This is a genomic window from Vibrio sp. D3 (assembly GCF_043995865.1).
Classification (GTDB): Bacteria; Pseudomonadota; Gammaproteobacteria; order Enterobacterales; family Vibrionaceae; genus Vibrio; species Vibrio diabolicus.
Genome location: NZ_CP171887.1, coordinates 1 through 23,496, shown reverse-complemented (window position 1 = coordinate 23,496; position 23,496 = coordinate 1). Strand labels below are relative to the sequence as shown.

Genomic DNA, 23,496 nt, shown 5'->3' with positions numbered 1-23,496 from the left:
TCCTGTTTTTCATTATTGTCCGTCTAGCGGAGTGACAATTGCCTTTGCCCCGCTTTTATTGATGATTGCTTGGGTAAACGCGCTCACTTCTCGAAGCTCAATTTCCACCACTAATACGACCTGATCGCTGTATTCAGCCTCGACTTCTATCGCACCAAATTGCGGCATGATTGACTGTGCGATCGGCATAAACCCATAGTCTAACGTTAGTCTGAGCTTTGTGGTTATTTTTTTCTCAATAGTTTGAAGCAGCTTGAGCGCTTGTTGTACTCCACCCCCATACGCTTTAACCAAGCCGCCTGTACCTAACTTGATTCCACCAGAGTATCGCGTGACCACTGCCGTGATCTCCCCCACACCAGATCCAGACAGCTGCGCCAGGATCGGTTTGCCTGCAGTTCCGGATGGCTCCCCATCATCACTAAAACCCCATTTCATTGAATCTTCCGGGCGACCAGCAACAAAGCCCCAACAGTTATGTCTAGCATCAGCGTGTTTAGCTTTGATTTGATCAACAAATGCTTTTGCAGCTTCGATACTTGGCGTGTGCGCCAAATAAGTAATGAATACGCTCTTTTTAATTTCTTCTTCAAATTGAGCGAGCTCTGCTGGAATCAGATAAGGCTTGTCATTCATAGGATTATGGATTCAGGTCTATTTGCCTGAAGTCTATCACGAGTGTGATTTACCCGTCGCATAAGATCTGCCACAGCGCACAATGTTAAACACTTGTTTAAAAAATGTATTGAAATTAGACAATCCACGATCCAAACTAACTTTACTGGTCAAACCAGAACAAAAATAAAACGACTTCCTCGATACCTATTTGCCGAGGTACACGGCGTCGTTGAAATAGGTATACAGACAATCCACGATTGTATGTCATGGAGATAGACAATGATTTACCAAGCCGAAACCCTACAGGTAAAGGAAATACAAGATGGTATTGCAGAGCTAAGCTTCTGCTCTCCAAAATCCGTCAACAAACTCGACCTAGCGACATTGGAATCGCTAGATAAAGCTCTTGATGCGCTCATTGCCCATCAAGGCCTCAAGGGGTTGTTGCTCACTTCAGATAAAGACGCATTCATTGTAGGCGCAGACATTACCGAGTTTTTAGGTCTGTTTGCTAAAACGGATGCCGATCTCGACCAATGGCTGCAATTTGCTAATAGCATCTTTAACAAATTAGAAGACTTACCCGTTCCGACCATCTCAGTGATCAAAGGCCACGCTCTTGGTGGCGGTTGTGAATGTGTACTAGCAACAGACATGCGTATTGGTGACAAAACCACCAGCATCGGCCTACCAGAAACGAAACTGGGAATCATGCCAGGCTTTGGTGGTTGTGTACGCTTACCTCGCGTTATTGGCGCAGACAGCGCAATGGAAATCATCACCCAAGGTAAAGCATGCCGAGCTGATGAAGCATTGAAAATTGGCTTACTCGATGCTGTTGTAGAGACTGATGCTTTATACAAATCGGCACTACAAACGCTGAACTCTGCAATTAACGAGAAACTTGACTGGCAAGCACGCCGAGCACAGAAAACATCTCCGCTAACGCTGAGTAAGCTTGAATCAATGATGAGCTTCACCATGGCGAAGGGTCTGGTGGCACAAAAAGCAGGTCCTCATTACCCTGCCCCAATGACAGCCGTTATCACGATTGAAGAAGGTGCTCGCTTTGCACGTAATGAAGCGTTAGACATTGAACGTAAGCACTTCGTGAAATTGGCTAAATCGGAAGAAGCAAAATCACTCGTTGGCCTATTCCTTAATGATCAATACATCAAAGGCATTGCGAAAAAAGCAGCGAAGTCAGCAAGTAAAGACACGCAACGTGCAGCCGTGTTAGGTGCAGGAATCATGGGTGGCGGCATTGCTTACCAATCAGCGCTAAAAGGTGTGCCTGTCTTAATGAAAGACATCGCGCAAGCGTCGCTCGACCTAGGCATGACTGAAGCATCTAAGCTGCTAAATAAACGCTTATCTCGCGGTCGCATTGACGGCTTTAAGATGGCAGGTATTTTAGCGTCAATCACACCGAGCCTACATTACGCAGGTATTGAAAACTCTGATGTGATTGTTGAAGCTGTCGTTGAAAACCCGAAAGTAAAAGCAGCAGTTTTGAGTGAAGTTGAGTCCCATGTCGGTGACGACACCGTTATCACCTCAAACACCTCGACGATTCCTATCAACCTATTGGCAAAATCACTAAAACGCCCAGAAAACTTCTGTGGTATGCACTTCTTCAACCCAGTGCATCGTATGCCTCTTGTTGAGATCATCCGTGGTGAGCACACCTCTGATGAAACCATCAATCGTGTTGTGGCGTATGCTGCGAAAATGGGCAAATCACCAATTGTCGTTAATGACTGCCCGGGGTTCTTCGTTAACCGCGTATTGTTCCCATACTTTGGCGGCTTCAGCATGCTACTTCGTGATGGTGCTGACTTTACGAAAATCGACAAAGTCATGGAGCGTAAGTTTGGCTGGCCGATGGGACCGGCGTACTTGCTTGATGTAGTCGGCATTGATACCGCGCACCACGCACAAGCTGTGATGGCAGAGGGTTTCCCTGAGCGTATGGGTAAACAAGGTCGTGATGCGATTGATGCACTATTCGAAGCAGACAAATATGGTCAGAAAAATGGTAATGGCTTCTACAGCTACACCATAGATAAAAAAGGTAAGCCGAAGAAAACCTTCTCAGAAGCGATCTTACCAGTACTTGCTGACGTTTGTGCCGATAAGCATGACTTTGACGATGAGACCATCATTCAACGTATGATGATTCCAATGATCAACGAAGTGGTGCTGTGCCTTCAAGAAGGCATCATCGCGACTCCGCAGGAAGCAGACATGGCATTGGTTTATGGTCTTGGTTTCCCTCCATTCCGCGGTGGCGTATTCCGCTATCTAGACAGCGTGGGTATTGCTGAATACGTTGAAATGGCAAAACAACACGCCGAGCTAGGTGCGATGTACCAAGTACCGCAAATGCTGATTGATATGGCGGCGAAAGGTGAAAGCTTTTACGGTGCACAACAGCAAGGTTCTATCTAAGGAGGGATTCTAAAATGACTAATCAAACAAGAAATGTTGTCGTAGTCGATTGTCTACGTACTCCAATGGGTCGCTCTAAAGGTGGTGCTTTCCGTCATACACGAGCAGAAGATCTATCTGCGCGTCTAATGAAAGGTATTCTTGCACGTAACCCACAAGTGAACCCAAGCGAGATTGAAGACATCTACTGGGGCTGTGTACAGCAAACACTAGAGCAAGGCTTTAACGTTGCACGTAATGCCGCGCTACTCGCGGGCCTGCCGATTGAAATTGGCGCTGTAACTGTTAACCGTTTGTGTGGCTCATCCATGCAAGCGCTGCATGACGGTACACGTGCGATCATGACTGGCGATGCTGAAATCTGCCTAATTGGTGGCGTTGAGCACATGGGGCATGTGCCAATGAACCACGGTGTAGACTTTCACCCTGGTATGTCAAAGAACGTAGCAAAAGCTGCGGGCATGATGGGCTTAACGGCTGAAATGCTTGGTAAATTACATGGCATTAGTCGTGAGCAACAAGACGAGTTTGCCGCGCGCTCTCACGCTCGTGCGCACGCAGCAACCGTAGAGGGTCGCTTTAAAAACGAAATCCTACCAATTGAAGGCCATGCGGCTGACGGTACACTGTTTACTCTCGACTATGATGAAGTGATTCGTCCAGAGACAACAGTTGAAGGTCTGTCTCAGCTTCGTCCTGTGTTTGACCCAGCAAACGGCACAGTAACAGCCGGTACATCATCAGCGCTGTCTGATGGCGCATCAGCGATGCTGATCATGAGCGAAGAGAAAGCCAATGAGCTTGGCTTGAAAATTCGCGCACGTATTAAGGGCATGGCGATCGCAGGTTGCGATCCATCCATCATGGGTTACGGTCCGGTACCGGCGACGCAAAAAGCGCTCAAGCGTGCTGGCCTTTCAATTGAAGACATGGATGTGGTAGAGCTAAATGAAGCATTTGCAGCGCAGTCTCTGCCGTGTGCTAAAGACTTAGGTCTGCTTGATGTGATGGATGAGAAGGTCAACCTTAACGGTGGTGCGATTGCATTAGGTCATCCATTAGGCTGTTCTGGTTCACGCATCTCAACAACGTTGATCAACCTAATGGAAGCGAAAGACGCGAAATACGGTCTAGCCACCATGTGTATCGGTTTGGGTCAGGGTATAGCGACCGTATTTGAGAGGCCTTAACGCTTTGAGTGAAGTAGGCTCAAAACGACGATGGTCGTAGTGATCTACTCAACAACCAGCATGAAATGAATAAATACTAAAATAATTTAGTATTACACTTAAGGGCGACATCAGATGTCGCCCTTTATTTTACGCCAAACACAGTAAATATGCATACAAAGCATACATAAAATGAGTAACTTTCATTTTATTCATAGATAGAGAAGACATAGACTTATAGACAGTTAATATCTTGCTGTATGTGGCAACTGAGTCACGCTAACGCAATTTCGGAGAACCTTATGTTTAATGCTCTAGTTCTAAACCAAGAAGACAAACGCACTATCGCTAGTATCGAGCAAATCGATGAAACACAACTGCCGGAAGGTGACGTTCTGGTTGAAGTCGATTACTCATCGTTGAATTACAAAGATGGTTTGGCGATCACAGGTAAAGGTAAAATCATCCGTAACTTCCCGATGGTACCTGGCATTGATCTAGCGGGTACGGTTGTAAGTTCTGAAGATTCGCGTTACCAAGCTGGTGACAAAGTGGTCTTAACTGGCTGGGGCGTGGGTGAAAACCATTGGGGTGGCATGGCTCAACGTGCTCGTCTAAAAGCGGATTGGCTCGTGCCACTACCAAAAGGTCTAGACAGCAAGAAAGCAATGATGGTTGGTACTGCTGGCTTCACTGGTATGCTATGTGTTCAAGCACTGCTTGATGCAGGCATCAAACCTGAAGCTGGTGAAATCCTAGTAACGGGCGCAAGTGGCGGCGTAGGCTCGGTTGCAGTAACGCTCCTAGCACAGCTTGGCTACAAAGTTGCTGCAGTGACAGGACGTGTAGAGACAAACGGCCCGCTACTTGAAAAACTAGGTGCTAGCCGCATCATCGACCGTACTGAATTTGAGGAACCAGCACGTCCACTTGAAAAGCAAGTATGGGCAGGTGCGGTAGATACCGTCGGCAGCAAAGTACTAGCAAAAGTACTGGCGCAAATGGATTACAACAGTGCAGTCGCCGCTTGTGGTCTTGCAGGTGGTTTTGATCTACCAACTACAGTGATGCCGTTCATCCTACGTAACGTTCGTCTACAAGGTGTGGACTCAGTAATGTGTCCAACAGAGAAACGCATCGCAGCATGGGAAAAACTGGTTGAACTACTACCAGACAGCTATTTCGAGCAAGCATGTACTGAAGTAGAACTAGCAGAAGCACCAAAATACGCAGAAGACATCACCAACGGTCAAGTAACAGGTCGTGTGGTTATCAAGCTATAAACACTGACTCAGCGTAAACAGACGAAGAGCCGGCATTGCTGGCTCTTTTTGTTAGCAGTTTAGTCCCATATCTTCGATACGCTTAGCTATTAGACGGCTACATTCTTCACGCACAATCGTTCTTAACCATTCTTGAGCAGGGGAATGCTCGCAACGCGCATGCCAAATCATCGAGTATTCAAATGGAGTAAATTGGAATGGTAATGGTTTCACCACCAAGTCATAACGCTCGGCAACCAGATACGCCAAGTCCGCTGGCACTGTGATGATAATTGGCAAGGTATCCATGATCGCCAATGCGGCTTCTAAATGATAAGCCCGCAGAACCATTTTACGCTTAGGTTTCTCCATCAAAGCTTGTTCGATCAGTGCCTTAACACCATCACTGATGGCGATCATGGCATGTGGATGACTCAGATAATCATCCAAGCTCATTTCTTTATCCGCTAATGGATGCTGTTTTGAAAGCATACACAGCACCCCCACTCGCCCCAACACTTCACTGCGTAGCGGCTCCACCGGACCTGTCGGGCGACAAATCGCTAAGTCTGCACCTTCATAAGTGAGCTGATCTGATAAACGGTCGTGTTGCAGTGGTAAGAAGTTAAAAGACACATTTGGCGCTTCTTGGTAAATTCTCGGCAAAGCGAACGGTAAGATCGTTTGCATGGCATAGTCGGTGGTCACGATGTTGAAAGTCTGTACGCATTGCAATGGGTCAAACTCAACCGGAGATAACAACTGACGTAAAGACTCTAATGGCTCGCCTAATGAGCCATCGATCTCTAACGCTTTCTGAGTTGGGATCAAATGCTGCCCCTGACGAGTAAACAGCGGGTCTCCCAATAAGTCACGCAGACGACCAAGCACACGACTCATTGCCGATTGACTCAAATTCAGACGTGTTGCCGCCTTACTGACACTGTTTTCTTCTATCAGTACTCGCAACGCAACCAGTAAATTTAAATCTCGGCGATAGATGTCTTCCAGTTCCACGAATTAGCCACTTATTTTGTATGTGTTTGGGTAAATTGTACTCTTCAGGCAAAAAAAATCCCGCCTTTCAGCGGGGAAGCCCAAGAAAAATGGGGATAGTGTCGGAATGAAGTGTCGGTAAAAATAGGTGAGCGTTATTAAAGTATTCTGATCGAAGCAAAAAGCGCTAATTTTCTTGCTCAGATGCACCTGACCATTTGCGCATCTCGATCCAAATCCCAATAATAGTGGCAACCATGCCTACAAGAGGCATCAAAGAGGTGTCAGCTGGCGTTCTGAGTACCAAAGCACAAAACGAGATAAAACAAAGTACGGAGTAAATCGTAAGTCTGTCTAACGCTGTTAACATTGCCTCTCCCTTGCCAGTTGTTACCAAATTGTTAATTTAAGGTAAAACAAAAAATTCCGTTTGCCAAGTGGTTATTGAATATTTTTTCAACGAACGTAGAATTCACCGCTAAGTTAGTTACGAGAATCACACTATGAGCTTTAATCCTGAACTGGCAACAAAGACATTAGAGGCGGAAGGACTGCGCTGCCCAGAGCCAGTGATGATGGTCAGGAAGACAATTCGCAACATGCAAGATGGTGAGATTTTGCTGGTCAAAGCAGATGACCCATCCACGACTCGAGACATTCCGAGTTTCTGCCGTTTTATGGATCACCAATTAATTGCAGCACAAACGGAGCAAGTTCCGTATCAGTACCTGATCAAGAAAGGATTGGAGTAATCTGGTCGAATTAAAAACGGCAGCCGATTGGCTGCCGTTTGTTTATTCATCGTATTCGAGTGTGCGAACTTCTGATTGGAGCTTGTTGAGTTGTTTTTTCATTGCCCGCATCTCTTCATGCATAGGAATGATGTGGGCTACGCGAATCCACGCCTCTACTGTTAATCCAGTAAGAACGAACGATCCTGCCACAATCGGCAACCACATATCAGTCAGTACCATCGCTAACAAGCACAGCGCCAAACCAAAGGTGAATAAATAACTCTGACTCTTTGGGGTCATCCCCATGTAACGTGTAAGCATAAACTTGCCCTCTCGCTATCATTCACACCATTAAACTACCATGACAAGTATGACACTAATATGTCATCCGTCACGCTACGGAGCGATTTTAAGTCAGAGTTTGAGCTACGCCACTAATTCGCTAGTTATTGATTATTTGCATCATTTTAACGATTGTTCGCGGATAACATTTTCCATTTTCAGGCTGCGTTATCCGCCTAAAAACATTAAAAGAAGGCCGCACCAATCGCCAACAACACGAACAAAATAGCGGTGACTTTACGAATCAACCCCAGGGGCATCTTGTCTGCTGAAAGCTTACCAATTAACACCACAGGCACGTTAGCCAACAACATACCAATGGTCGTGCCAAGTATGACCCAACTCAGCGCATCCGCGTATTGCGCGCCTAGGATAGAAGTGGCGATCTGAGTTTTATCACCAATCTCAGCCACAAAGAAAGCAATAAAGCTGGCAATGAAAGGACCTCGGTTTGAAATCTGTTCGTCATCATCCAACTTATCAGGAATCAACACCCAAGCCGCCATCGCGACAAAACTGACCACCAGCACCCACTTTAAAATATCAGGTGATAAATAGTCAGCGACAACCACACCTAACCATGCAGCCAAAGCGTGGTTGGCAATAGTTGCCAAAAAGATTGCTGCAATAATTGGGATTGGTTTGCGGTAACGACTTGCGAGTAATAGAGATAGCAATTGGGTCTTATCGCCAATTTCTGCTAACGCTACAGTAGTAATTGAAATAGCTAAAACGCTCACGACATGCTCATTGGGGCAGGGATTATTATATTTAACCAAAGACAAACCTCACGCCCCTACCCCGGTTCGTGATGATTTGTCTAAGGTCTTGCTAAACTTGAAAGGCTTCAAGTCTCGAACGCCATGGTGATTTTGCACCAATTATGTTGACGGACGAACCAGATGAAACAGAAACTTCATCAGGTAAGCTACTCCCCAAAGACAGGCGCAATTCTAGCCACCTTTGTTGCGCTTCTCAAGAGCCAAAGCAGGCAAAAACTCCCTTTTAAGAAAAATACAGCAGATAACGCGGTAAAAATTCATTAAAGGAGAAAATCGCCCACGAATTAATCAAGATTAGCTCTACTCCCATGCTCAATATCTGGTTATACTAGATTGTTAATTTATTCAACCGTAATTACTCTTTATCGCCGTTGTTAGAGTTGAAAAACTCGGCATAGATGACGAATTAACGAGTAACAAGAGAATCGCGCGAACCTGACTTATGCAAAAATACGATATCAAAACCTTCCAGGGAATGATCCTCGCGCTGCAGGATTATTGGGCTCAAAATGGTTGTACCATTGTTCAACCGCTAGATATGGAAGTGGGTGCGGGTACCTCTCACCCAATGACCTGTCTACGAGCGCTTGGCCCAGAGCCAATGTCGACAGCTTACGTACAACCTTCACGTCGTCCTACTGATGGCCGTTACGGTGAAAACCCTAACCGTCTTCAGCACTACTACCAATTCCAAGTAGCGCTAAAACCATCGCCTGACAATATTCAAGAGTTGTACCTTGGCTCCCTTGAAGTTCTTGGTATTGACCCTCTTGTACACGACATCCGTTTCGTAGAAGACAACTGGGAAAACCCAACACTAGGCGCATGGGGTCTAGGCTGGGAAGTTTGGCTAAACGGCATGGAAGTGACTCAGTTTACTTACTTCCAACAAGTTGGCGGCCTTGAGTGTAAACCAGTCACTGGCGAAATCACTTACGGTATCGAGCGTCTAGCAATGTACATCCAAGAAGTAGACTCGGTTTACGACCTAGTTTGGAACATCGCGCCAGACGGCAACAAGGTGACTTACGGTGATATCTTCCACCAAAACGAAGTAGAGCAATCGACTTACAACTTCGAGCACGCAGACGTTGAATTCCTATTTGGTTTCTTCGAGCAGTGTGAGAAAGAGTGTAAAGAGTTGCTTGAGCTTGAAAAGCCACTGCCATTACCTGCTTACGAGCGCATTCTAAAAGCTGGTCACGCATTCAACCTACTAGACGCGCGTAAAGCGATCTCAGTAACTGAGCGTCAGCGTTACATCCTGCGCATTCGCGATCTGACTAAGTCAGTAGCAGAAGCATACTACGCATCGCGTGAAGCTCTTGGCTTCCCAATGTGTAAGAAAGAACAAGCGTAAGGGGTAGAGTAACATGGCAAAAGAATTTCTAATCGAGCTAGGTACAGAAGAGCTACCACCAACGCAACTTCGTACGCTAGCTGAAGCATTCGCAGCAAACTTCGAAGCAGAACTAAAAAGCGCTGAGCTTGCTCACGAAGGCGTGAAGTGGTTTGCGGCTCCTCGTCGTCTTGCACTTAAAGTCGCGGCACTAGCAGAAAGCCAATCAGACAAAATCGTTGAAAAACGTGGCCCTGCGGTTTCTGCAGCGTTTGACGCGGAAGGCAACCCAACCAAAGCGGCTCAAGGCTGGGCACGCGGTTGTGGCATCACGGTTGACCAAGCAGAGCGCATGGTTACAGACAAAGGTGAGTGGCTACTGTTCAAACAAGAAGTGAAAGGTCAGCCAACGTCTGAGATCGTAGTTGAACTTGCAGCGAAAGCACTAGCAAACCTACCTATCGCAAAACCAATGCGCTGGGGTAACAAAACAACTCAGTTCATCCGTCCAGTTAAGACGCTAACCATGCTAATGGGCAGCGACCTAATCGAAGGCGAGATCCTTGGTGTTGCTTCTGACCGCACTATCCGTGGTCACCGCTTCATGGGTGAACAAGAGTTCACTATCGATTCTGCTGAGCAATACCCTGCAATCCTAGAAGAGCGCGGTAAAGTCATGGCAGATTACGAAGCGCGTAAAGCAATCATCCTAGCTGACGCACAAAAAGCGGCAGCAGCGGTTGGCGGTATCGCTGACCTAGAAGATGACCTAGTAGAAGAAGTAACGTCTCTGGTTGAATGGCCAGTAGTACTAACCGCGAAGTTTGAAGAAGAGTTCCTAAAAGTGCCTTCTGAAGCGTTGGTTTACACCATGAAAGGTGACCAGAAGTACTTCCCCGTCTATTCACATGAGAATGGCGACGAAAACAAGAAGCTACTACCGAACTTCATCTTCGTATCGAACATCGAATCAAAAGAGCCTCGTTACGTAATCGAAGGTAACGAGAAAGTGGTTCGTCCTCGTCTTGCCGACGCAGAGTTCTTCTTCAACACAGACCGTAAGCGTCCGCTTATCGACCGTCTGCCTGAACTAGAGCAAGCGATCTTCCAAAAGCAACTGGGTACGATCAAAGGCAAAACAGACCGCATCACTGAACTTGCTGGCTACATCGCAGAACAAATCGGGGCTGACGTTGAGAAATCAAAGCGTGCTGGTCTACTAGCAAAATGTGACCTAATGACCTCTATGGTATTCGAATTCACGGATACTCAAGGTGTCATGGGCATGCACTACGCGCGCCACGACGGTGAAGCAGAAGAAGTTGCAGTCGCACTGAACGAGCAATACATGCCTCGTTTCGCAGGTGATGAACTGCCATCAAACGGCGTTTCAACCGCAGTTGCAATGGCAGACAAGCTAGACACAATCGTCGGTATCTTCGGTATTGGTCAAGCGCCAAAAGGCAGTGACCCATTCGCACTACGTCGCGCATCTCTAGGTGTACTACGTATCATTGTTGAATACGGTTACAACCTAGATCTTGTTGACCTCGTTGCGAAAGCGAAATCACTGTTTGGTGACCGCTTAACTAACGAAAACGTTGAGCAAGACGTAATTGAATTCATGCTTGGTCGTTTCCGTGCTTGGTACCAAGACGAAGGCTTCAGCGTAGACATCATTCAAGCGGTTCTAGCTCGTCGCCCGACGAAACCAGCTGACTTCGACCAACGAGTTAAAGCGGTTTCTCACTTCCGTGAACTAGAAGCAGCTGAGTCTCTAGCAGCAGCGAACAAGCGTGTAGGTAACATCCTAGCGAAATTCGACGGCGAACTAGCAGAAGAAATTGACCTAGCATTGCTACAAGAAGACGCAGAGAAAGCACTAGCAGAAAGCGTTGAAGTCATGACTGAAGCACTAGAGCCTGCATTTGCGACCGGTAACTACCAAGAAGCCCTAAGCAAGCTAGCAGATCTACGTGAGCCAGTAGATGCATTCTTCGATAACGTAATGGTAATGGCAGACGACGAAGCACTTAAGAAGAACCGTCTGACATTGCTGAACAACCTGCGTAACCTGTTCTTACAGGTCGCAGATATATCTGTCCTTCAAAAGTAATTCATTACTGATTCAGAAGTGATTAAGAGATAAGTAAAGGGAAGCGTCGGCTTCCCTTTTTTGTTGTCTTTAAATGGAGATCGTCGGTTCTTATTATTCATTTTGTGAACAAGGCAAAAATTTGTAGGGTGAGACACGTTTAACTTGTTGGTGCAGAGCTCGGATTGTAGAGGCTCAGTTTTGCTATAACTGGACTGTTTATTCGGGGGAAGGACACAATGAAAAAAACAATTCTCGCACTCTCTATCGGTCTACTGAGCGCCTGCAGCCAGATTCCAGAAAATGCCATCGTATTAAGCGTTGGTGATGACACCGCAGTTTTTGAGGAAAACTCACAAGGCTTACTTGTCGCCGAGCAAAAACTCGAAAAAGGCAGCTACACCTTTACCATTGCCGACAGTAATCAAAGCTGTGGAAGTAGCTTTGCTTTGGCAGAAGAAAGCCGCATCAAATTCAATCGTCCATTAAAAATGGATAATTGCGCCACAGATGTCCAAATGCCGCTGCGCATCTTCAAAGCCAACACCTATCAATTTACGCTCAACCCAACCACTAACGAGCTAACTGTTAGGCTCAAACCCAAACAGGATCAAGATATTACCTACTCTTGCCCTGTCGCAACCGATACGCCAAAAACCATCAACGTTGCCCAAACCTTCAGTGATGGCACTGTCGTTCGTGATGCCTTAACCGGACAACAAGCTACAGTCGCCAATGGCAGCGTAACCATGCAGCCGGGCCCAATGAGCCAAGGTCTGTTGTTACTAGAAGAGGTTGAGCAGCAAGCCGACAAACCGTTCAGTTGGGACAACGCGACGGTGTACTTCGTCATGACTGACCGCTTCTACAATGGCAACCCAGACAACGACAATAGCTACGGTCGCAGCCACGACGGGAAATACGAGATTGGTACCTTCCATGGTGGTGACTTAGCGGGTCTGACGAAAAAACTCGATTACATCGAATCACTTGGTGTGAATGCTATCTGGATAACCTCACCACTGGAACAAATCCATGGCTGGGTTGGCGGCGGTGACAAAGGTGACTTTAAACACTACGGCTACCACGGCTACTACCATCAAGATTGGACCAAGCTTGATGCCAACATGGGTACCGAAGATGAACTCAGAACCTTCGTCGATACTGCCCACAAGAAAGGCATCCGCGTGATTTGGGATGTGGTCATGAACCACACTGGCTACGCAACATTAGCAGACATGCAGGAATTCGGCTTTGGTCAACTTTACCTTGATGACCAAGAAGCCAAAGAACTCCTTGGTGAAAAATGGACCGACTGGCAGCCAAAATCAGGACAAAGCTGGCACAGCTTCAACGACTACATCAAATACGGTGATAGCGAAGCGTGGGATAAATGGTGGGGCAAAGATTGGATTCGTACCGACATCGGCGAGTACGATGCGCCGGGATACAACGACATCACCATGTCTTTAAACTACCTACCGGATCTCAAAACCGAATCGACTCAGAAAACCGGACTACCAAACTTCTTCCGCAATAAAGACACCAATGCGCAAGATGAGCTACAAACCCCACGTGAACATCTGATTACGTGGTTATCCGACTGGGTACGCGACTACGGCATTGATGGCTTCCGCGTTGACACGGCCAAACACGTTGAAATGGAAGCGTGGGCAGATCTGAAAGCCAGCACCACCCAAGCGCTTGCCCAGTGGAAGCAAAACAACCCAGATAAAGCCTTGGATGACCTACCTTTCTGGATGACGGGTGAAGTATGGGCGCACAGCGTGGTGAAAAGCCCGTATTTCGATAACGGCTTCGATTCCATCATCAACTTCGAGTTCCAATCTGATGTAGCACCAAAAGCGCTGAAATGCTTTGCGCAACTCGATAGCGATTATCGCCGCTACGCGGAACGTATTAACTCCGATCCTGAGTTCAACGTGTTGAGTTACCTGTCTTCGCACGATACTCAACTGTTTTGGTCGGCACGCAGCCGCAGCTTCGATGACCAAGCACGCGCTGCCAATGCACTAATGCTGGCTCCGGGTGCAGTCCAAATCTACTACGGCGATGAGATTGCTCGTGACTTTGGCATGACTGGCTCCGATCCTACTCAAGGTACTCGCTCTGATATGCCATGGGATAAGATTCATGGCGAACGTGAAGACTTGCTGCAACATTGGCAAAAACTCGGCGAGTTCCGTCAACGCCACCCAGCGGTTGCGCAAGGCAAACACATCACTCGCAATCAAGAAGGGTATTACGCGTTCGAGCGCCAATACCACGACGACAAAGTGCTGATCGTCTACACTGGCGAATAGCCGATTCACTCCACCAGCAAGGGAAGCATTTCGCTTCCCTTTTCTGTTCACTGCTCATATCCCCATCATCTGGTCAGATGACACACTTTTTTCTTCTTCGAGTAAATTCACACTTTGCGTCGTAATAACATTAGGGTAAGGTCAAGTATTACTCTATAAGCTGATGTTTCATCAGCATTCAATACACATAAGCAATCACAATGAATTAGGTATCAGTCAGCATGCAGTTCTCAAAGTTTGGTGAAAAATTTAATCAGTATTCAGGTATCACGCAGTTAATGGACGATTTGAATGATGGTCTACGCACACCAGGTGCCATCATGCTCGGTGGAGGCAACCCAGCCGCCATTCCTGCCATGCTCGATTACTTTCACCAAGCCAGTGAGGAAATGCTCGCCAATGGAGAGCTCGTCGCCGCCCTAGCCAACTACGATGGGCCACAGGGTAAAGACGCGTTCGTGAAAGCGCTGGCTCAATTATTCCGTGAAACTTACGGTTGGGACATTTCAGAGAAGAACATCAGCTTAACTAACGGTAGCCAAAGTGGCTTCTTCTACTTGTTCAACTTACTCGCAGGTAAACAGCCAGACGGTTCGCATAAGAAGGTGCTACTGCCTATCGCGCCTGAGTACATCGGCTATGGTGATGCTGGCATTGATGAAGATATTTTTGTCTCTTACCACCCAGAAATCGAGCTGTTAGATAACGGATTGTTTAAATACCACGTCGATTTTGAACAGCTAACCGTCGACGATTCTGTTGCGGCAATCTGCGCATCTCGCCCAACCAACCCAACAGGAAACGTACTAACTGACGAAGAAGTGCGTAAACTGGACAAATTGGCGCGCGAGAACAACATCCCACTGATCATCGACAATGCGTACGGCTTGCCATTCCCGAACATCATTTTTGAAGATGTCGAACCGTTCTGGAATGAAAACACCATCTTGTGCATGAGCCTATCCAAACTTGGCTTGCCGGGTGTGCGATGTGGGATTGTGATTGCGAGTGAAGAAATCACCCAAGCACTCACCAATATGAATGGTATCATCAGCTTAGCGCCGGGCAGTGTTGGCCCAGCATTGGCAAACCACATCATCGCTAAAGGCGATCTACTAAAACTGAGTTCAGAGGTGATTAAGCCGTTCTACAAGCAGAAATCACAACGCGCGGTAGAACTGCTACAACAGGCGATTACCGATGAGCGCTTCCGTATCCACAAACCTGAAGGGGCGATCTTCTTGTGGTTATGGTTTGATGAGTTGCCAATTACGACAATGGAGTTGTACCAACGCTTGAAAGCGCGTGGTGTATTGATTGTTCCGGGTGAGTACTTCTTTATTGGCCAGAAAGACGAATGGGACCACGCTCATCAGTGCTTACGCATGAACTACGTTCAAGACGATGAGATGATGCAGAAAGGTATCGCGATTATCGCGGAAGAAGTCGAAAAAGCTTACCAACAAGGTCAGTAAAGCAAACTCCCACATCAAAGACACAAATTAAAAAGAGCGCCAACTGGCGCTCTTTCTCACTCTATAAGGCAAATAACTTGCTGATTAGTTGCTTTCTAGCAGGTTGTTGCCACCGATAGCAATTTTACGTGGTTGCATTGCTTCTGGGATTTCACGAACCAAATCAATATGTAATAAGCCGTTTTCCATTGATGCGCCAGTCACTTTTACATAATCCGCTAGCTGGAATTTACGTTCAAAGTCGCGCTCAGCAATGCCTTGGTACACGTAATTTTTGCCTTCTTCTGCTTTGCGTTCGCCCTTCACAATCAACATGTTTTCGTTTTGAGTCAGATCGAGTTGGTCTTCAGAGAAGCCAGCAACTGCCATAGTAATACGGTAGTTATGCTCGTCTTTTTGCTCAATGTTGTACGGAGGGTAACCGCCAGAAGTATTTTTCGCTGTATTCGCTTCCATCAGGTTTAGCAGACGATCAAAGCCAATTGCATTACGGTATAGTGGTGAGAAATCTACGTTACGCATAAATCTATCCTCTTAATTAAGCAATAGTCTTAGTTCGGATGAACTTCATCCTACTGGCGTGTTTATGCAAAAACCGACGCCGAACTAAGAGATTCTTATCATTCCACTGGCCTTGGTTTGGCTCGGAGACATGATATTGAATCTAAAGGTTTAAGTTGTGTGCTAAAACGCCAGATCCTCTTCTGAGCGATCTCGTTTTAGCGATTCCAGAGGGATGGTCTTCTAGTCTCTAGCAAGCCAGTCATCCTCTTCACAACTAGATATAAGGTCGTCAAAAATGACTTTCAAGGGAAAAAATAAAAAATTTTAAGTGCGCTCGCTATCTCCCCAGAAAGGTCAGTTTACCCTCGCTTTGCAATCGGTATTAAAAAGCCCACCTTTCTGGTGGGCTCAATCTGCACTCTACTTGCGGGAGGATTTACGCGCTTTTACAACGCTCTTTTCTGCCGCTTTTTCCTGTTTTAACTTACGCTTTTCTTTCAGACTCAACTGTGGTTGTTTCTTGTCTTTCTTACTCATGACTTCACCTCTATTTATTGGCACAACAGACAGCCACACAGCATTCTCTGCGCTGGTGGCTGCGATTGATGAACAATTTCAGTAATCACAAAGCAGCGTCGCTGATTAAAAATTTCCACTTCGAGCGCATCATTTTTAGCTCGACCTAACAATCGAGACCCCAAATAAGAATCGACCGCGAGCATACCTGTCATCGGTTGCCCCTTGCGCGAGCTGACTAACGTCATGCGATATTGATAGGCGCGCTCAACATCCACTAAGCGAACCGTGTCCCCAACCGCAATACGAGTTCGGTTACGGCAATGGGCTTGTTGCTCGTAAGTTTCAAAGAGCGACAACAATCTTAGTGGTGATTGATAGGTTAAAAAGCGACTGGTTAACCACCAAGTTCGCAGCGCCAAACAATACGCCGAGAACCAGCGTTCAAACATGATTATTTCCTTCTTAATGCCTTGTCTTACAAATAAATTCAGTGCATTGAACCGGAAGTGCATCACCTCCGGCTTAGTTCAGGAAAGTCATCACCATTTTTTCAACCTCCTTATTCATCAGCTCTTCAGCACTATAGCGAGCAGAAAAAAGAAAGCAAAAGCGCCCAAGCGAACAAAATGGCGAGAAAAAAAGAAAACAGAAATAAAATGGCAAGCTTGATCAGGTTATTGGCAGTTAGCACCAGAAAAACCAAAGTCTTGGCAGAAAATGGCGATTTTTCACTGGTGGTTAAAACAAAAAAAGCAGCGATTTCTCGCTGCTTTTTCCTATTAAGACAAGTTGTCGTTACACGTCTAAGTTCGCTACTTTCAGCGCGTTTTCTTCGATGAAGTTACGACGAGGTTCTACTTGGTCACCCATCAGTGTTGTGAACAATTGGTCTGCGCCTACCGCATCCTCAATCGTTACTTGCATCATGCGACGCGTTTCTGGGTCCATAGTTGTTTCCCAAAGCTGATCTGGGTTCATCTCACCTAGACCTTTGTAACGCTGACGACTCAGACCACGCATTGACTCTTTAACCAACCAATCAAGCGCTTCTGCAAAGCTTGCTACTGACATCGTACGCTCACCACGTTTGATGTACGCGCCTTCTTCCAGAAGCCCATCCAGTGCTTCTGATAGATCAGCCAATTTGCCGTACTCTTTCGAGTTTAGGAAATCGATGCTAATTGCATGTTCGTGCGTCACGCCGTGAGTACGAACCACGATCTTAGGCAAGTTTAAGCCTAGTTCTTCGTGCTGTTCAACTTCGTAGCTGTATTGGCTAGCGCCCACTTCTTTCGCATTCAGCTGCTCAATAAGCTGCTTCGTCCACGCTTCAACAACTGATGCGTCATGGCATTGCTCAGGCGTTAGACGAGGAGTGTAGATCAACTCGTTTACCAAAGCACTTGGGTAACGACGGCTCATACGTTCCGCCAGTTTAATACCCGCATTATACTGTTGAACAAGCTTCTCTAGTGCTTCACCTGCCAATGCTGGTGCTTCTGCGTTTACGTGTAGCGATGCATTATCCAGAGCCAATGATACTTGGTATTGGTTCATCGCTTCTTCGTCTTTGATGTACTGCTCTTGTTTGCCTTTTTTCACTTTGTAAAGTGGTGGCTGAGCGATGTACACGTAACCACGCTCGATAAGCTCTGGCATTTGACGATAGAAGAAGGTCAATAGTAGCGTACGGATGTGCGAACCATCGACATCGGCATCGGTCATGATGATGATGTTGTGGTAACGCAGCTTGTCTGGGTTGTACTCGTCACGACCGATACCACAACCAAGTGCAGTGATCAGAGTGGCCACTTCTTGCGAAGACAGCATCTTGTCGAAACGTGCTTTTTCTACGTTAAGAATCTTACCTTTTAGCGGTAGGATTGCTTGGTTCTTACGGTTACGGCCTTGTTTTGCGGAGCCGCCTGCCGAATCACCCTCCACTATGTATAGTTCAGAGAGTGCCGGATCTTTTTCCTGACAGTCTGCAAGTTTACCTGGAAGGCCAGCTAGGTCTAGTGCACCTTTACGGCGCGTCATTTCACGAGCTTTACGCGCTGCTTCACGTGCACGTGCTGCATCGATGATTTTCGAACAAACCATCTTCGCTTCTGTCGGGTTCTCAATCAGGAACTCAGACAGTTTTTCACCCATTGCAGACTCAACAGCTGATTTCACTTCAGAAGAAACCAGTTTGTCTTTAGTTTGGCTTGAGAACTTAGGATCTGGCACTTTCACCGAAACAACCGCAGTTAGACCTTCACGCGCATCGTCGCCTGAAGTCGCGGTTTTCGCTTTCTTCGAGAAACCTTCTTTATCCATGAAGCTGTTCAATGTACGTGTTAGCGCAGCACGGAAACCAGCAAGGTGAGTACCACCATCACGCTGTGGGATATTGTTGGTAAAGCAGAAGATATTCTCTTGGAAACCATCGTTCCATTGCATCGCCACTTCAACTGAAATGCCGTCTTCACGCTCTGAGTTAAAGTGGAAGATTTTTTCGATGATTGGCGTTTTGTTGGTGTTTAGGTGATCAACGAACGCTTGAATACCACCTTCATACATGAAGTGATCATGTTTGTCCGCTTCACGCTCATCAACCAATTTGATCGATACACCAGAGTTCAGGAATGACAGTTCACGCAGGCGTTTCGCCAGAATGTCATAGTGGAACTCAGTGTTAGAGAAGGTCTCGGCACTTGGCCAGAAACGAATTTGCGTACCGGTTTTATCCGTATCACCCACAACAGCTAGTGGCGCTTGAGGCTCACCATGGCGGTAGGTTTGCGTATGGATATGGCCACCACGATGAATCGTCAGCTCAACTTTCTCAGATAGCGCGTTTACCACTGAAACACCTACCCCGTGAAGACCACCCGATACTTTGTATGAGTTATCGTCGAACTTACCACCCGCGTGAAGAACCGTCATGATTACTTCTGCTGCAGAGACATTTTCCTCTGAGTGGATTTCTGTTGGAATGCCACGACCATCATCGCTAACGGAAACCGAGTTATCCTCATGAATTGTCACAACGATGTCTTTACAGTGACCTGCCAACGCTTCATCAATTGAGTTATCCACCACCTCGAAAACCATGTGGTGAAGGCCGGTGCCGTCGTCCGTATCGCCGATGTACATTCCTGGACGCTTACGTACCGCATCCAGACCCTTCAGTACCTTAATACTCGATGAATCGTAATTTTCAGACATGAGTTTCTCTCTTCTAGTTTGACTCTATCCTGCCATGTTCCACATGAAACAATTTACCGTTATCGTCCAACATATCGGCGATTTGGCTTTCAGTGATAGAGCTTACAAATACTTGTGCGCCCGTCTCTTTTAAGCAGTCAGCAAGACGCTTGCGACGTTGGCTATCTAATTCCGACGCGAAGTCATCAATTAGGTAAATGCATTGTTTACCGGTCATCTCTGTCAGGTGTTGCCCTTGCGCGACACGCAATGCACACACCATGAGTTTTAATTGACCGCGTGACAGAACATCTTCAACGGGCGTTCCGTTCACTTTAATGCGCAAATCAGCTTTGTTTGGGCCACTAAAGGTGTATCCCAATGCCTGATCACGCTCAAAATTCTTTTCTAGTATCTCGTGGTATGGGGTGTCTTTATCCCAGCCACGATAATACTTCAATTGGATCTCAAATTCTGGCAAAAATGTCTGACAGATAGTTTCTGCGACGGTTTTCATCTGCTCGATGTAACTTGCTCGCCATTGGCTGATGTTTTCAGCCAACCCTGCCATTTCCTGATCCCAATAACTGAGTTCACGATAACTATTGGCGGTTTTCAACAACGCGTTGCGCTGCTTGTTAAGGCGCTTGAACCTTCCCCATGCTTGATAAAAAGCGGGCTCGGTATGAAACACGCCCCAATCAATAAACGCACGACGATGTTTAGGGCCATCTGTCAGTAAATCAAACCCTTCTGGGTGTATCAACTGCAGAGGCAGAACTTGTGCCAACTGCGCTAATTTTTGTCCAGATTGACCGCCTATTTTAACCTCTGTTGAGCCATCACGCTGCTTATTAATGCCGATAGGTAGCTCAAATTGATCCGAGTTCAAAAAACGACCATGAACAAACAGTTCGTCACACTCATTTTGTATCACTCGTCCGGTGAGAGAACTCTTGAATGAGCGGCCATGCCCGAGCAGGTAAACCGCTTCTAAGACACTGGTTTTACCGCTGCCGTTCGGCCCGATAAGAAAGTTAAAGCCTGCTGATAACTCAATATCACAGGCTTTAATGTTTCGAAACTGCTGAATGATGAGACGAGAAAGAGGCATTCAGTTGGCTTATAGACGAATTGGCATCACCACGTACATGGCACTGTCATCGTCGGCATTTTCAATCAATGCGCTAGCGTTAGCATCCGACATCGACACACGTACATTTTCACAACGCAACGTGTTCAGAACATCAAGCACATAGCTTACGTTAAAGCCGATTTCGATGGCGTCACCTTCAAAGGTCACATCAAGCATCTCTTCCGCTTCTTCTTGTTCTGGGTTATTCGCGGTTATGCGCATTTCAGTATCAGCCAGATTCACACGCACGCCACGGAATTTTTCGTTGGAAAGAATCGCAGCACGAGAGAAGGCTTGGCGCAACTCGTCACAACTTGCTATTAGGGTCTTATTGGTGCTCTGAGGCAATACGCGGCGGTAGTCAGGGAAACGACCATCAACCAACTTAGAGGTAAAAGTAAAGTTATTCACCTCAGCACGAACATTGGAGCTACCGATCTGAAGAACTACGGGCTGCTCTGGCGCATCCATCAACTTTACTAATTCTTGCACACCTTTGCGTGGCACGATGATTTGCTTCTGCGCAAAGTCTGCACCTAGCTGAGTTTGCGATACCGCCATACGGTGGCCGTCCGTCGCCACGCTGCGTAGCGTGGTGCCGTCAATTTCAAACAACATGCCGTTGAGGTAGTAACGAACGTCTTGATTCGCCATCGAGAACTGAGTTTTGTCGATCAGCGTACGTAAATCAGCTTGGCTCAGTGATACTTCCACTTCACTTTGCCAGTCTTCAATATTAGGGAAATCGTTCGCAGGAAGCGTTGCCAATGAGAAACGGCTGCGACCAGAGCGAACTTGTACGCGATCACCTTCTAAAACAAATGTGATGATCGCATCGTCCGGTAAACCACGGCAGATATCGAGAAACTTACGCGAAGGAACGGTAATGCTGCCCGCTTCAAAATCACCTTCTAGCGTCACTTTGCTTACTAACTCTACTTCAAGATCGGTTGCCGTCATCGACAATACGTTCTCTTCTACTTTAAGAAGTAGGTTACCTAGGATTGGCAGAGTTGGTCGGCCACCTAAAGCGCCCGAAACCTGCTGTAGCGGTTTGATTAAATGACTACGTTCAATGGTAAATTTCATGCTTGGCTCTTTACGCTGTCAGCTCAATAAATGATTTGCTTAGAATACCGTTATTCTAACCGATTACGAGGACAGGGTGCGAATCAAGTTAGAGTAATCTTCTTTAATATCGTGGCTCTCTTCACGCAGCTGCTCAATCTTGCGACACGCATGAAGTACGGTCGTATGGTCACGGCCCCCAAACGCATCGCCAATTTCAGGCAAACTGTGGTTGGTTAGCTCTTTTGCTAACGCCATGGCCAGCTGACGAGGACGCGCTACAGAACGAGAACGACGCTTAGACAGCAAGTCCGCCACTTTAATCTTGTAATATTCCGCCACGGTCTTTTGAATGTTATCGATTGTCACCAGCTTCTCTTGTAGAGCAAGCAGATCGCGCAGCGCTTCACGAACAAAATCAATCGTAATTGGACGACCAGTAAAGTTCGCGTTCGCGATAACACGGTTCAGTGCACCTTCTAGCTCACGAACGTTCGAACGCAGACGCTTGGCAATGAAGAATGCCACTTCATCAGCAAGGTGGATTTGGTGATCTTCGGCTTTTTTCATCAAGATCGCCACACGCGTTTCAAGCTCAGGCGGCTCGATCGCAACAGTAAGACCCCAACCAAAGCGAGATTTAAGACGATCTTCAACGCCATTAATTTCTTTAGGATAACGGTCAGACGTTAAGATGATCTGCTGGTTGCCTTCCAATAGTGCGTTGAAGGTATGGAAGAATTCTTCTTGCGAACGTTCTTTATTAGCAAAGAATTGAATGTCATCGATAAGGAGCGCATCCACGCTGCGGTAGTAGCGTTTGAATTCTTCAATCGCATTGTTTTGCAGCGCTTTCACCATGTCTTGCACAAAACGTTCTGAGTGCATGTAGACCACTTTCGCGTTCGGGTTGTTATCCACAATCGCGTTACCCACCGCATGCAATAAGTGGGTTTTACCCAAGCCCGTGCCGCCGTATAAGAATAGTGGGTTGTAAGCTGCACCTGGGTTATCCGATACCTGACGCGCCGCAGCCAAACCCAGTTGGTTCGACTTACCTTCAACAAAGTTGTCGAACTTGTGTTTTGGATTCATGTTTGAGCGGTGATTGATCGCCGCAATCGCTTGAGCGTCATCATCCCAGGTTTTGTGTACTGGCTTACGCGCCTGTAATTGCGCAGGTGCAGATGACTCCGCAGCCACATCTGCAGGCGTACGTGTCGGCGCTGGTTTTGGAGCAGAGACAGGTCGGCTCCCCACTTCAAAGCGTAAGTTAGGAATGTCGCCACCACAGTATTCCTGCAGTAAGCGAGTAATATTGTTCAGATACTTATCACGCACCCAGTCCAACACAAAGCGGTTTGGCGCGAATAGAGTGAGAGTATTGTCATTGAGCTCCGCTTGTAGCGGACGAACCCACATGCTGAATTCTGTAGCTGGTAGCTCTTCTTGAAGCTGCTGCAAACATTGCAGCCAAAGCGAAGATGACAC

The 23,496-nt window shown here is 46.8% G+C and carries 20 protein-coding genes; 9 read left to right on the top strand and 11 right to left on the bottom strand.

Annotated features, from left to right (window positions below):
* Window positions 1-12: 12 nt before the first annotated feature.
* A complete protein-coding gene (locus ACHFJ9_RS08145; RefSeq protein WP_074190073.1) occupies window positions 13-636 on the bottom strand; it encodes a YigZ family protein in 624 nt (207 codons plus the stop codon).
* 261 nt (window positions 637-897) lie between these two features.
* On the opposite strand from ACHFJ9_RS08145, the gene fadB reads away from it, so the two are divergent.
* From fadB to ACHFJ9_RS08130, 3 genes are all read left to right on the top strand, one after another.
* Entirely contained in the window at window positions 898-3,069 is a 2,172-nt protein-coding gene (fadB, locus tag ACHFJ9_RS08140; protein WP_395356444.1) for a fatty acid oxidation complex subunit alpha FadB, read from the top strand.
* Window positions 3,070-3,083: 14 nt separating this feature from the next.
* Window positions 3,084-4,259: an acetyl-CoA C-acyltransferase FadA gene (gene fadA / locus ACHFJ9_RS08135; RefSeq protein ID WP_124008250.1), complete on the top strand. Its 1,176-nt coding sequence runs from the start codon at window positions 3,084-3,086 to the stop codon at window positions 4,257-4,259.
* 281 nt (window positions 4,260-4,540) lie between these two features.
* Complete coding sequence (locus ACHFJ9_RS08130; RefSeq protein WP_085344399.1) at window positions 4,541-5,521, top strand: MDR family oxidoreductase; 981 nt, start codon at window positions 4,541-4,543, stop codon at window positions 5,519-5,521.
* 51 nt (window positions 5,522-5,572) lie between these two features.
* On the opposite strand, the gene ACHFJ9_RS08125 is transcribed toward ACHFJ9_RS08130, so the two are convergent.
* Together ACHFJ9_RS08125 and ACHFJ9_RS08120 are read right to left on the bottom strand one after the other, a co-directional pair.
* Window positions 5,573-6,517 (bottom strand): LysR family transcriptional regulator, encoded by a 945-nt coding sequence (locus ACHFJ9_RS08125; RefSeq protein WP_124008251.1) that lies wholly within the window; start codon window positions 6,515-6,517, stop codon window positions 5,573-5,575.
* 166 nt (window positions 6,518-6,683) lie between these two features.
* Window positions 6,684-6,866: a hypothetical protein gene (locus tag ACHFJ9_RS08120; protein WP_005394131.1), complete on the bottom strand. Its 183-nt coding sequence runs from the start codon at window positions 6,864-6,866 to the stop codon at window positions 6,684-6,686.
* Window positions 6,867-6,999: 133 nt separating this feature from the next.
* Between ACHFJ9_RS08120 and tusA the strand changes: the two genes are divergently transcribed.
* Window positions 7,000-7,248, top strand: a complete 249-nt coding sequence (gene tusA, locus ACHFJ9_RS08115; RefSeq protein ID WP_005394130.1) for a sulfurtransferase TusA — start codon at window positions 7,000-7,002, stop codon at window positions 7,246-7,248.
* A 42-nt stretch (window positions 7,249-7,290) separates the two neighbouring features.
* Here the strand turns inward: tusA and ACHFJ9_RS08110 are convergent, their stop codons facing one another.
* On the bottom strand, window positions 7,291-7,551 hold the full coding sequence (locus tag ACHFJ9_RS08110; protein ID WP_031780377.1) for a hypothetical protein: 261 nt from the start codon (window positions 7,549-7,551) through the stop codon (window positions 7,291-7,293).
* Window positions 7,552-7,757: 206 nt separating this feature from the next.
* Window positions 7,758-8,312, bottom strand: a complete 555-nt coding sequence (locus tag ACHFJ9_RS08105) for a TMEM165/GDT1 family protein (RefSeq protein ID WP_012841256.1) — start codon at window positions 8,310-8,312, stop codon at window positions 7,758-7,760.
* Between the two features lie 162 nt (window positions 8,313-8,474).
* On the opposite strand from ACHFJ9_RS08105, the gene ACHFJ9_RS08100 reads away from it, so the two are divergent.
* The 5 genes from ACHFJ9_RS08100 to ACHFJ9_RS08080 all read left to right on the top strand — a co-directional run bounded on the left by ACHFJ9_RS08100 (window position 8,475) and on the right by ACHFJ9_RS08080 (window position 15,587).
* On the top strand, window positions 8,475-8,618 hold the full coding sequence (locus ACHFJ9_RS08100; protein WP_012841258.1) for a hypothetical protein: 144 nt from the start codon (window positions 8,475-8,477) through the stop codon (window positions 8,616-8,618).
* A gap of 178 nt (window positions 8,619-8,796) precedes the next feature.
* Window positions 8,797-9,714, top strand: coding sequence for a glycine--tRNA ligase subunit alpha (gene glyQ, locus ACHFJ9_RS08095; RefSeq protein WP_047010271.1), 918 nt, complete (start codon window positions 8,797-8,799; stop codon window positions 9,712-9,714).
* A gap of 13 nt (window positions 9,715-9,727) precedes the next feature.
* The gene (gene glyS, locus ACHFJ9_RS08090; protein ID WP_269042908.1) at window positions 9,728-11,809 is read left to right on the top strand and encodes a glycine--tRNA ligase subunit beta; all 2,082 of its coding nucleotides are present in this window, start codon (window positions 9,728-9,730) and stop codon (window positions 11,807-11,809) included.
* A 218-nt stretch (window positions 11,810-12,027) separates the two neighbouring features.
* Entirely contained in the window at window positions 12,028-14,112 is a 2,085-nt protein-coding gene (locus ACHFJ9_RS08085; RefSeq protein WP_395356438.1) for an alpha-amylase, read from the top strand.
* A gap of 221 nt (window positions 14,113-14,333) precedes the next feature.
* The gene (locus ACHFJ9_RS08080; RefSeq protein WP_395356436.1) at window positions 14,334-15,587 is read left to right on the top strand and encodes a valine--pyruvate transaminase; all 1,254 of its coding nucleotides are present in this window, start codon (window positions 14,334-14,336) and stop codon (window positions 15,585-15,587) included.
* 84 nt (window positions 15,588-15,671) lie between these two features.
* On the opposite strand, the gene ACHFJ9_RS08075 is transcribed toward ACHFJ9_RS08080, so the two are convergent.
* The 6 genes from ACHFJ9_RS08075 to dnaA all read right to left on the bottom strand — a co-directional run bounded on the left by ACHFJ9_RS08075 (window position 15,672) and on the right by dnaA (window position 23,496).
* Entirely contained in the window at window positions 15,672-16,109 is a 438-nt protein-coding gene (locus ACHFJ9_RS08075) for an Hsp20 family protein (RefSeq protein ID WP_005458680.1), read from the bottom strand.
* A gap of 533 nt (window positions 16,110-16,642) precedes the next feature.
* Complete coding sequence (locus ACHFJ9_RS08070) at window positions 16,643-17,059, bottom strand: GreA/GreB family elongation factor (RefSeq protein ID WP_395356433.1); 417 nt, start codon at window positions 17,057-17,059, stop codon at window positions 16,643-16,645.
* Window positions 17,060-17,405: 346 nt separating this feature from the next.
* Window positions 17,406-19,823: a DNA topoisomerase (ATP-hydrolyzing) subunit B gene (gene gyrB / locus ACHFJ9_RS08065; RefSeq protein WP_074190063.1), complete on the bottom strand. Its 2,418-nt coding sequence runs from the start codon at window positions 19,821-19,823 to the stop codon at window positions 17,406-17,408.
* Between the two features lie 13 nt (window positions 19,824-19,836).
* Window positions 19,837-20,916: a DNA replication/repair protein RecF gene (gene recF, locus ACHFJ9_RS08060; RefSeq protein WP_005394107.1), complete on the bottom strand. Its 1,080-nt coding sequence runs from the start codon at window positions 20,914-20,916 to the stop codon at window positions 19,837-19,839.
* Window positions 20,917-20,925: 9 nt separating this feature from the next.
* Complete coding sequence (dnaN, locus tag ACHFJ9_RS08055; protein WP_005394106.1) at window positions 20,926-22,026, bottom strand: DNA polymerase III subunit beta; 1,101 nt, start codon at window positions 22,024-22,026, stop codon at window positions 20,926-20,928.
* A gap of 63 nt (window positions 22,027-22,089) precedes the next feature.
* Window positions 22,090-23,496, bottom strand: coding sequence for a chromosomal replication initiator protein DnaA (dnaA, locus tag ACHFJ9_RS08050; protein WP_005378835.1), 1,407 nt, complete (start codon window positions 23,494-23,496; stop codon window positions 22,090-22,092).

What these genes read in the sequence shown, in the direction of transcription:
- ACHFJ9_RS08145 (WP_074190073.1), bottom strand. Translation starts at nt 636, where the DNA reads ATGAATGACAAGCCTTATCTGATTCCAGCAGAGCTCGCTCAATTTGAA.
- fadB (WP_395356444.1), top strand. Translation starts at nt 898, where the DNA reads ATGATTTACCAAGCCGAAACCCTACAGGTAAAGGAAATACAAGATGGT.
- fadA (WP_124008250.1), top strand. Translation starts at nt 3,084, where the DNA reads ATGACTAATCAAACAAGAAATGTTGTCGTAGTCGATTGTCTACGTACT.
- ACHFJ9_RS08130 (WP_085344399.1), top strand. Translation starts at nt 4,541, where the DNA reads ATGTTTAATGCTCTAGTTCTAAACCAAGAAGACAAACGCACTATCGCT.
- ACHFJ9_RS08120 (WP_005394131.1), bottom strand. Translation starts at nt 6,866, where the DNA reads ATGTTAACAGCGTTAGACAGACTTACGATTTACTCCGTACTTTGTTTT.
- tusA (WP_005394130.1), top strand. Translation starts at nt 7,000, where the DNA reads ATGAGCTTTAATCCTGAACTGGCAACAAAGACATTAGAGGCGGAAGGA.
- ACHFJ9_RS08110 (WP_031780377.1), bottom strand. Translation starts at nt 7,551, where the DNA reads ATGCTTACACGTTACATGGGGATGACCCCAAAGAGTCAGAGTTATTTA.
- ACHFJ9_RS08100 (WP_012841258.1), top strand. Translation starts at nt 8,475, where the DNA reads ATGAAACAGAAACTTCATCAGGTAAGCTACTCCCCAAAGACAGGCGCA.
- glyQ (WP_047010271.1), top strand. Translation starts at nt 8,797, where the DNA reads ATGCAAAAATACGATATCAAAACCTTCCAGGGAATGATCCTCGCGCTG.
- glyS (WP_269042908.1), top strand. Translation starts at nt 9,728, where the DNA reads ATGGCAAAAGAATTTCTAATCGAGCTAGGTACAGAAGAGCTACCACCA.
- ACHFJ9_RS08085 (WP_395356438.1), top strand. Translation starts at nt 12,028, where the DNA reads ATGAAAAAAACAATTCTCGCACTCTCTATCGGTCTACTGAGCGCCTGC.
- ACHFJ9_RS08080 (WP_395356436.1), top strand. Translation starts at nt 14,334, where the DNA reads ATGCAGTTCTCAAAGTTTGGTGAAAAATTTAATCAGTATTCAGGTATC.
- ACHFJ9_RS08075 (WP_005458680.1), bottom strand. Translation starts at nt 16,109, where the DNA reads ATGCGTAACGTAGATTTCTCACCACTATACCGTAATGCAATTGGCTTT.
- ACHFJ9_RS08070 (WP_395356433.1), bottom strand. Translation starts at nt 17,059, where the DNA reads ATGTTTGAACGCTGGTTCTCGGCGTATTGTTTGGCGCTGCGAACTTGG.
- gyrB (WP_074190063.1), bottom strand. Translation starts at nt 19,823, where the DNA reads ATGTCTGAAAATTACGATTCATCGAGTATTAAGGTACTGAAGGGTCTG.
- recF (WP_005394107.1), bottom strand. Translation starts at nt 20,916, where the DNA reads ATGCCTCTTTCTCGTCTCATCATTCAGCAGTTTCGAAACATTAAAGCC.
- dnaN (WP_005394106.1), bottom strand. Translation starts at nt 22,026, where the DNA reads ATGAAATTTACCATTGAACGTAGTCATTTAATCAAACCGCTACAGCAG.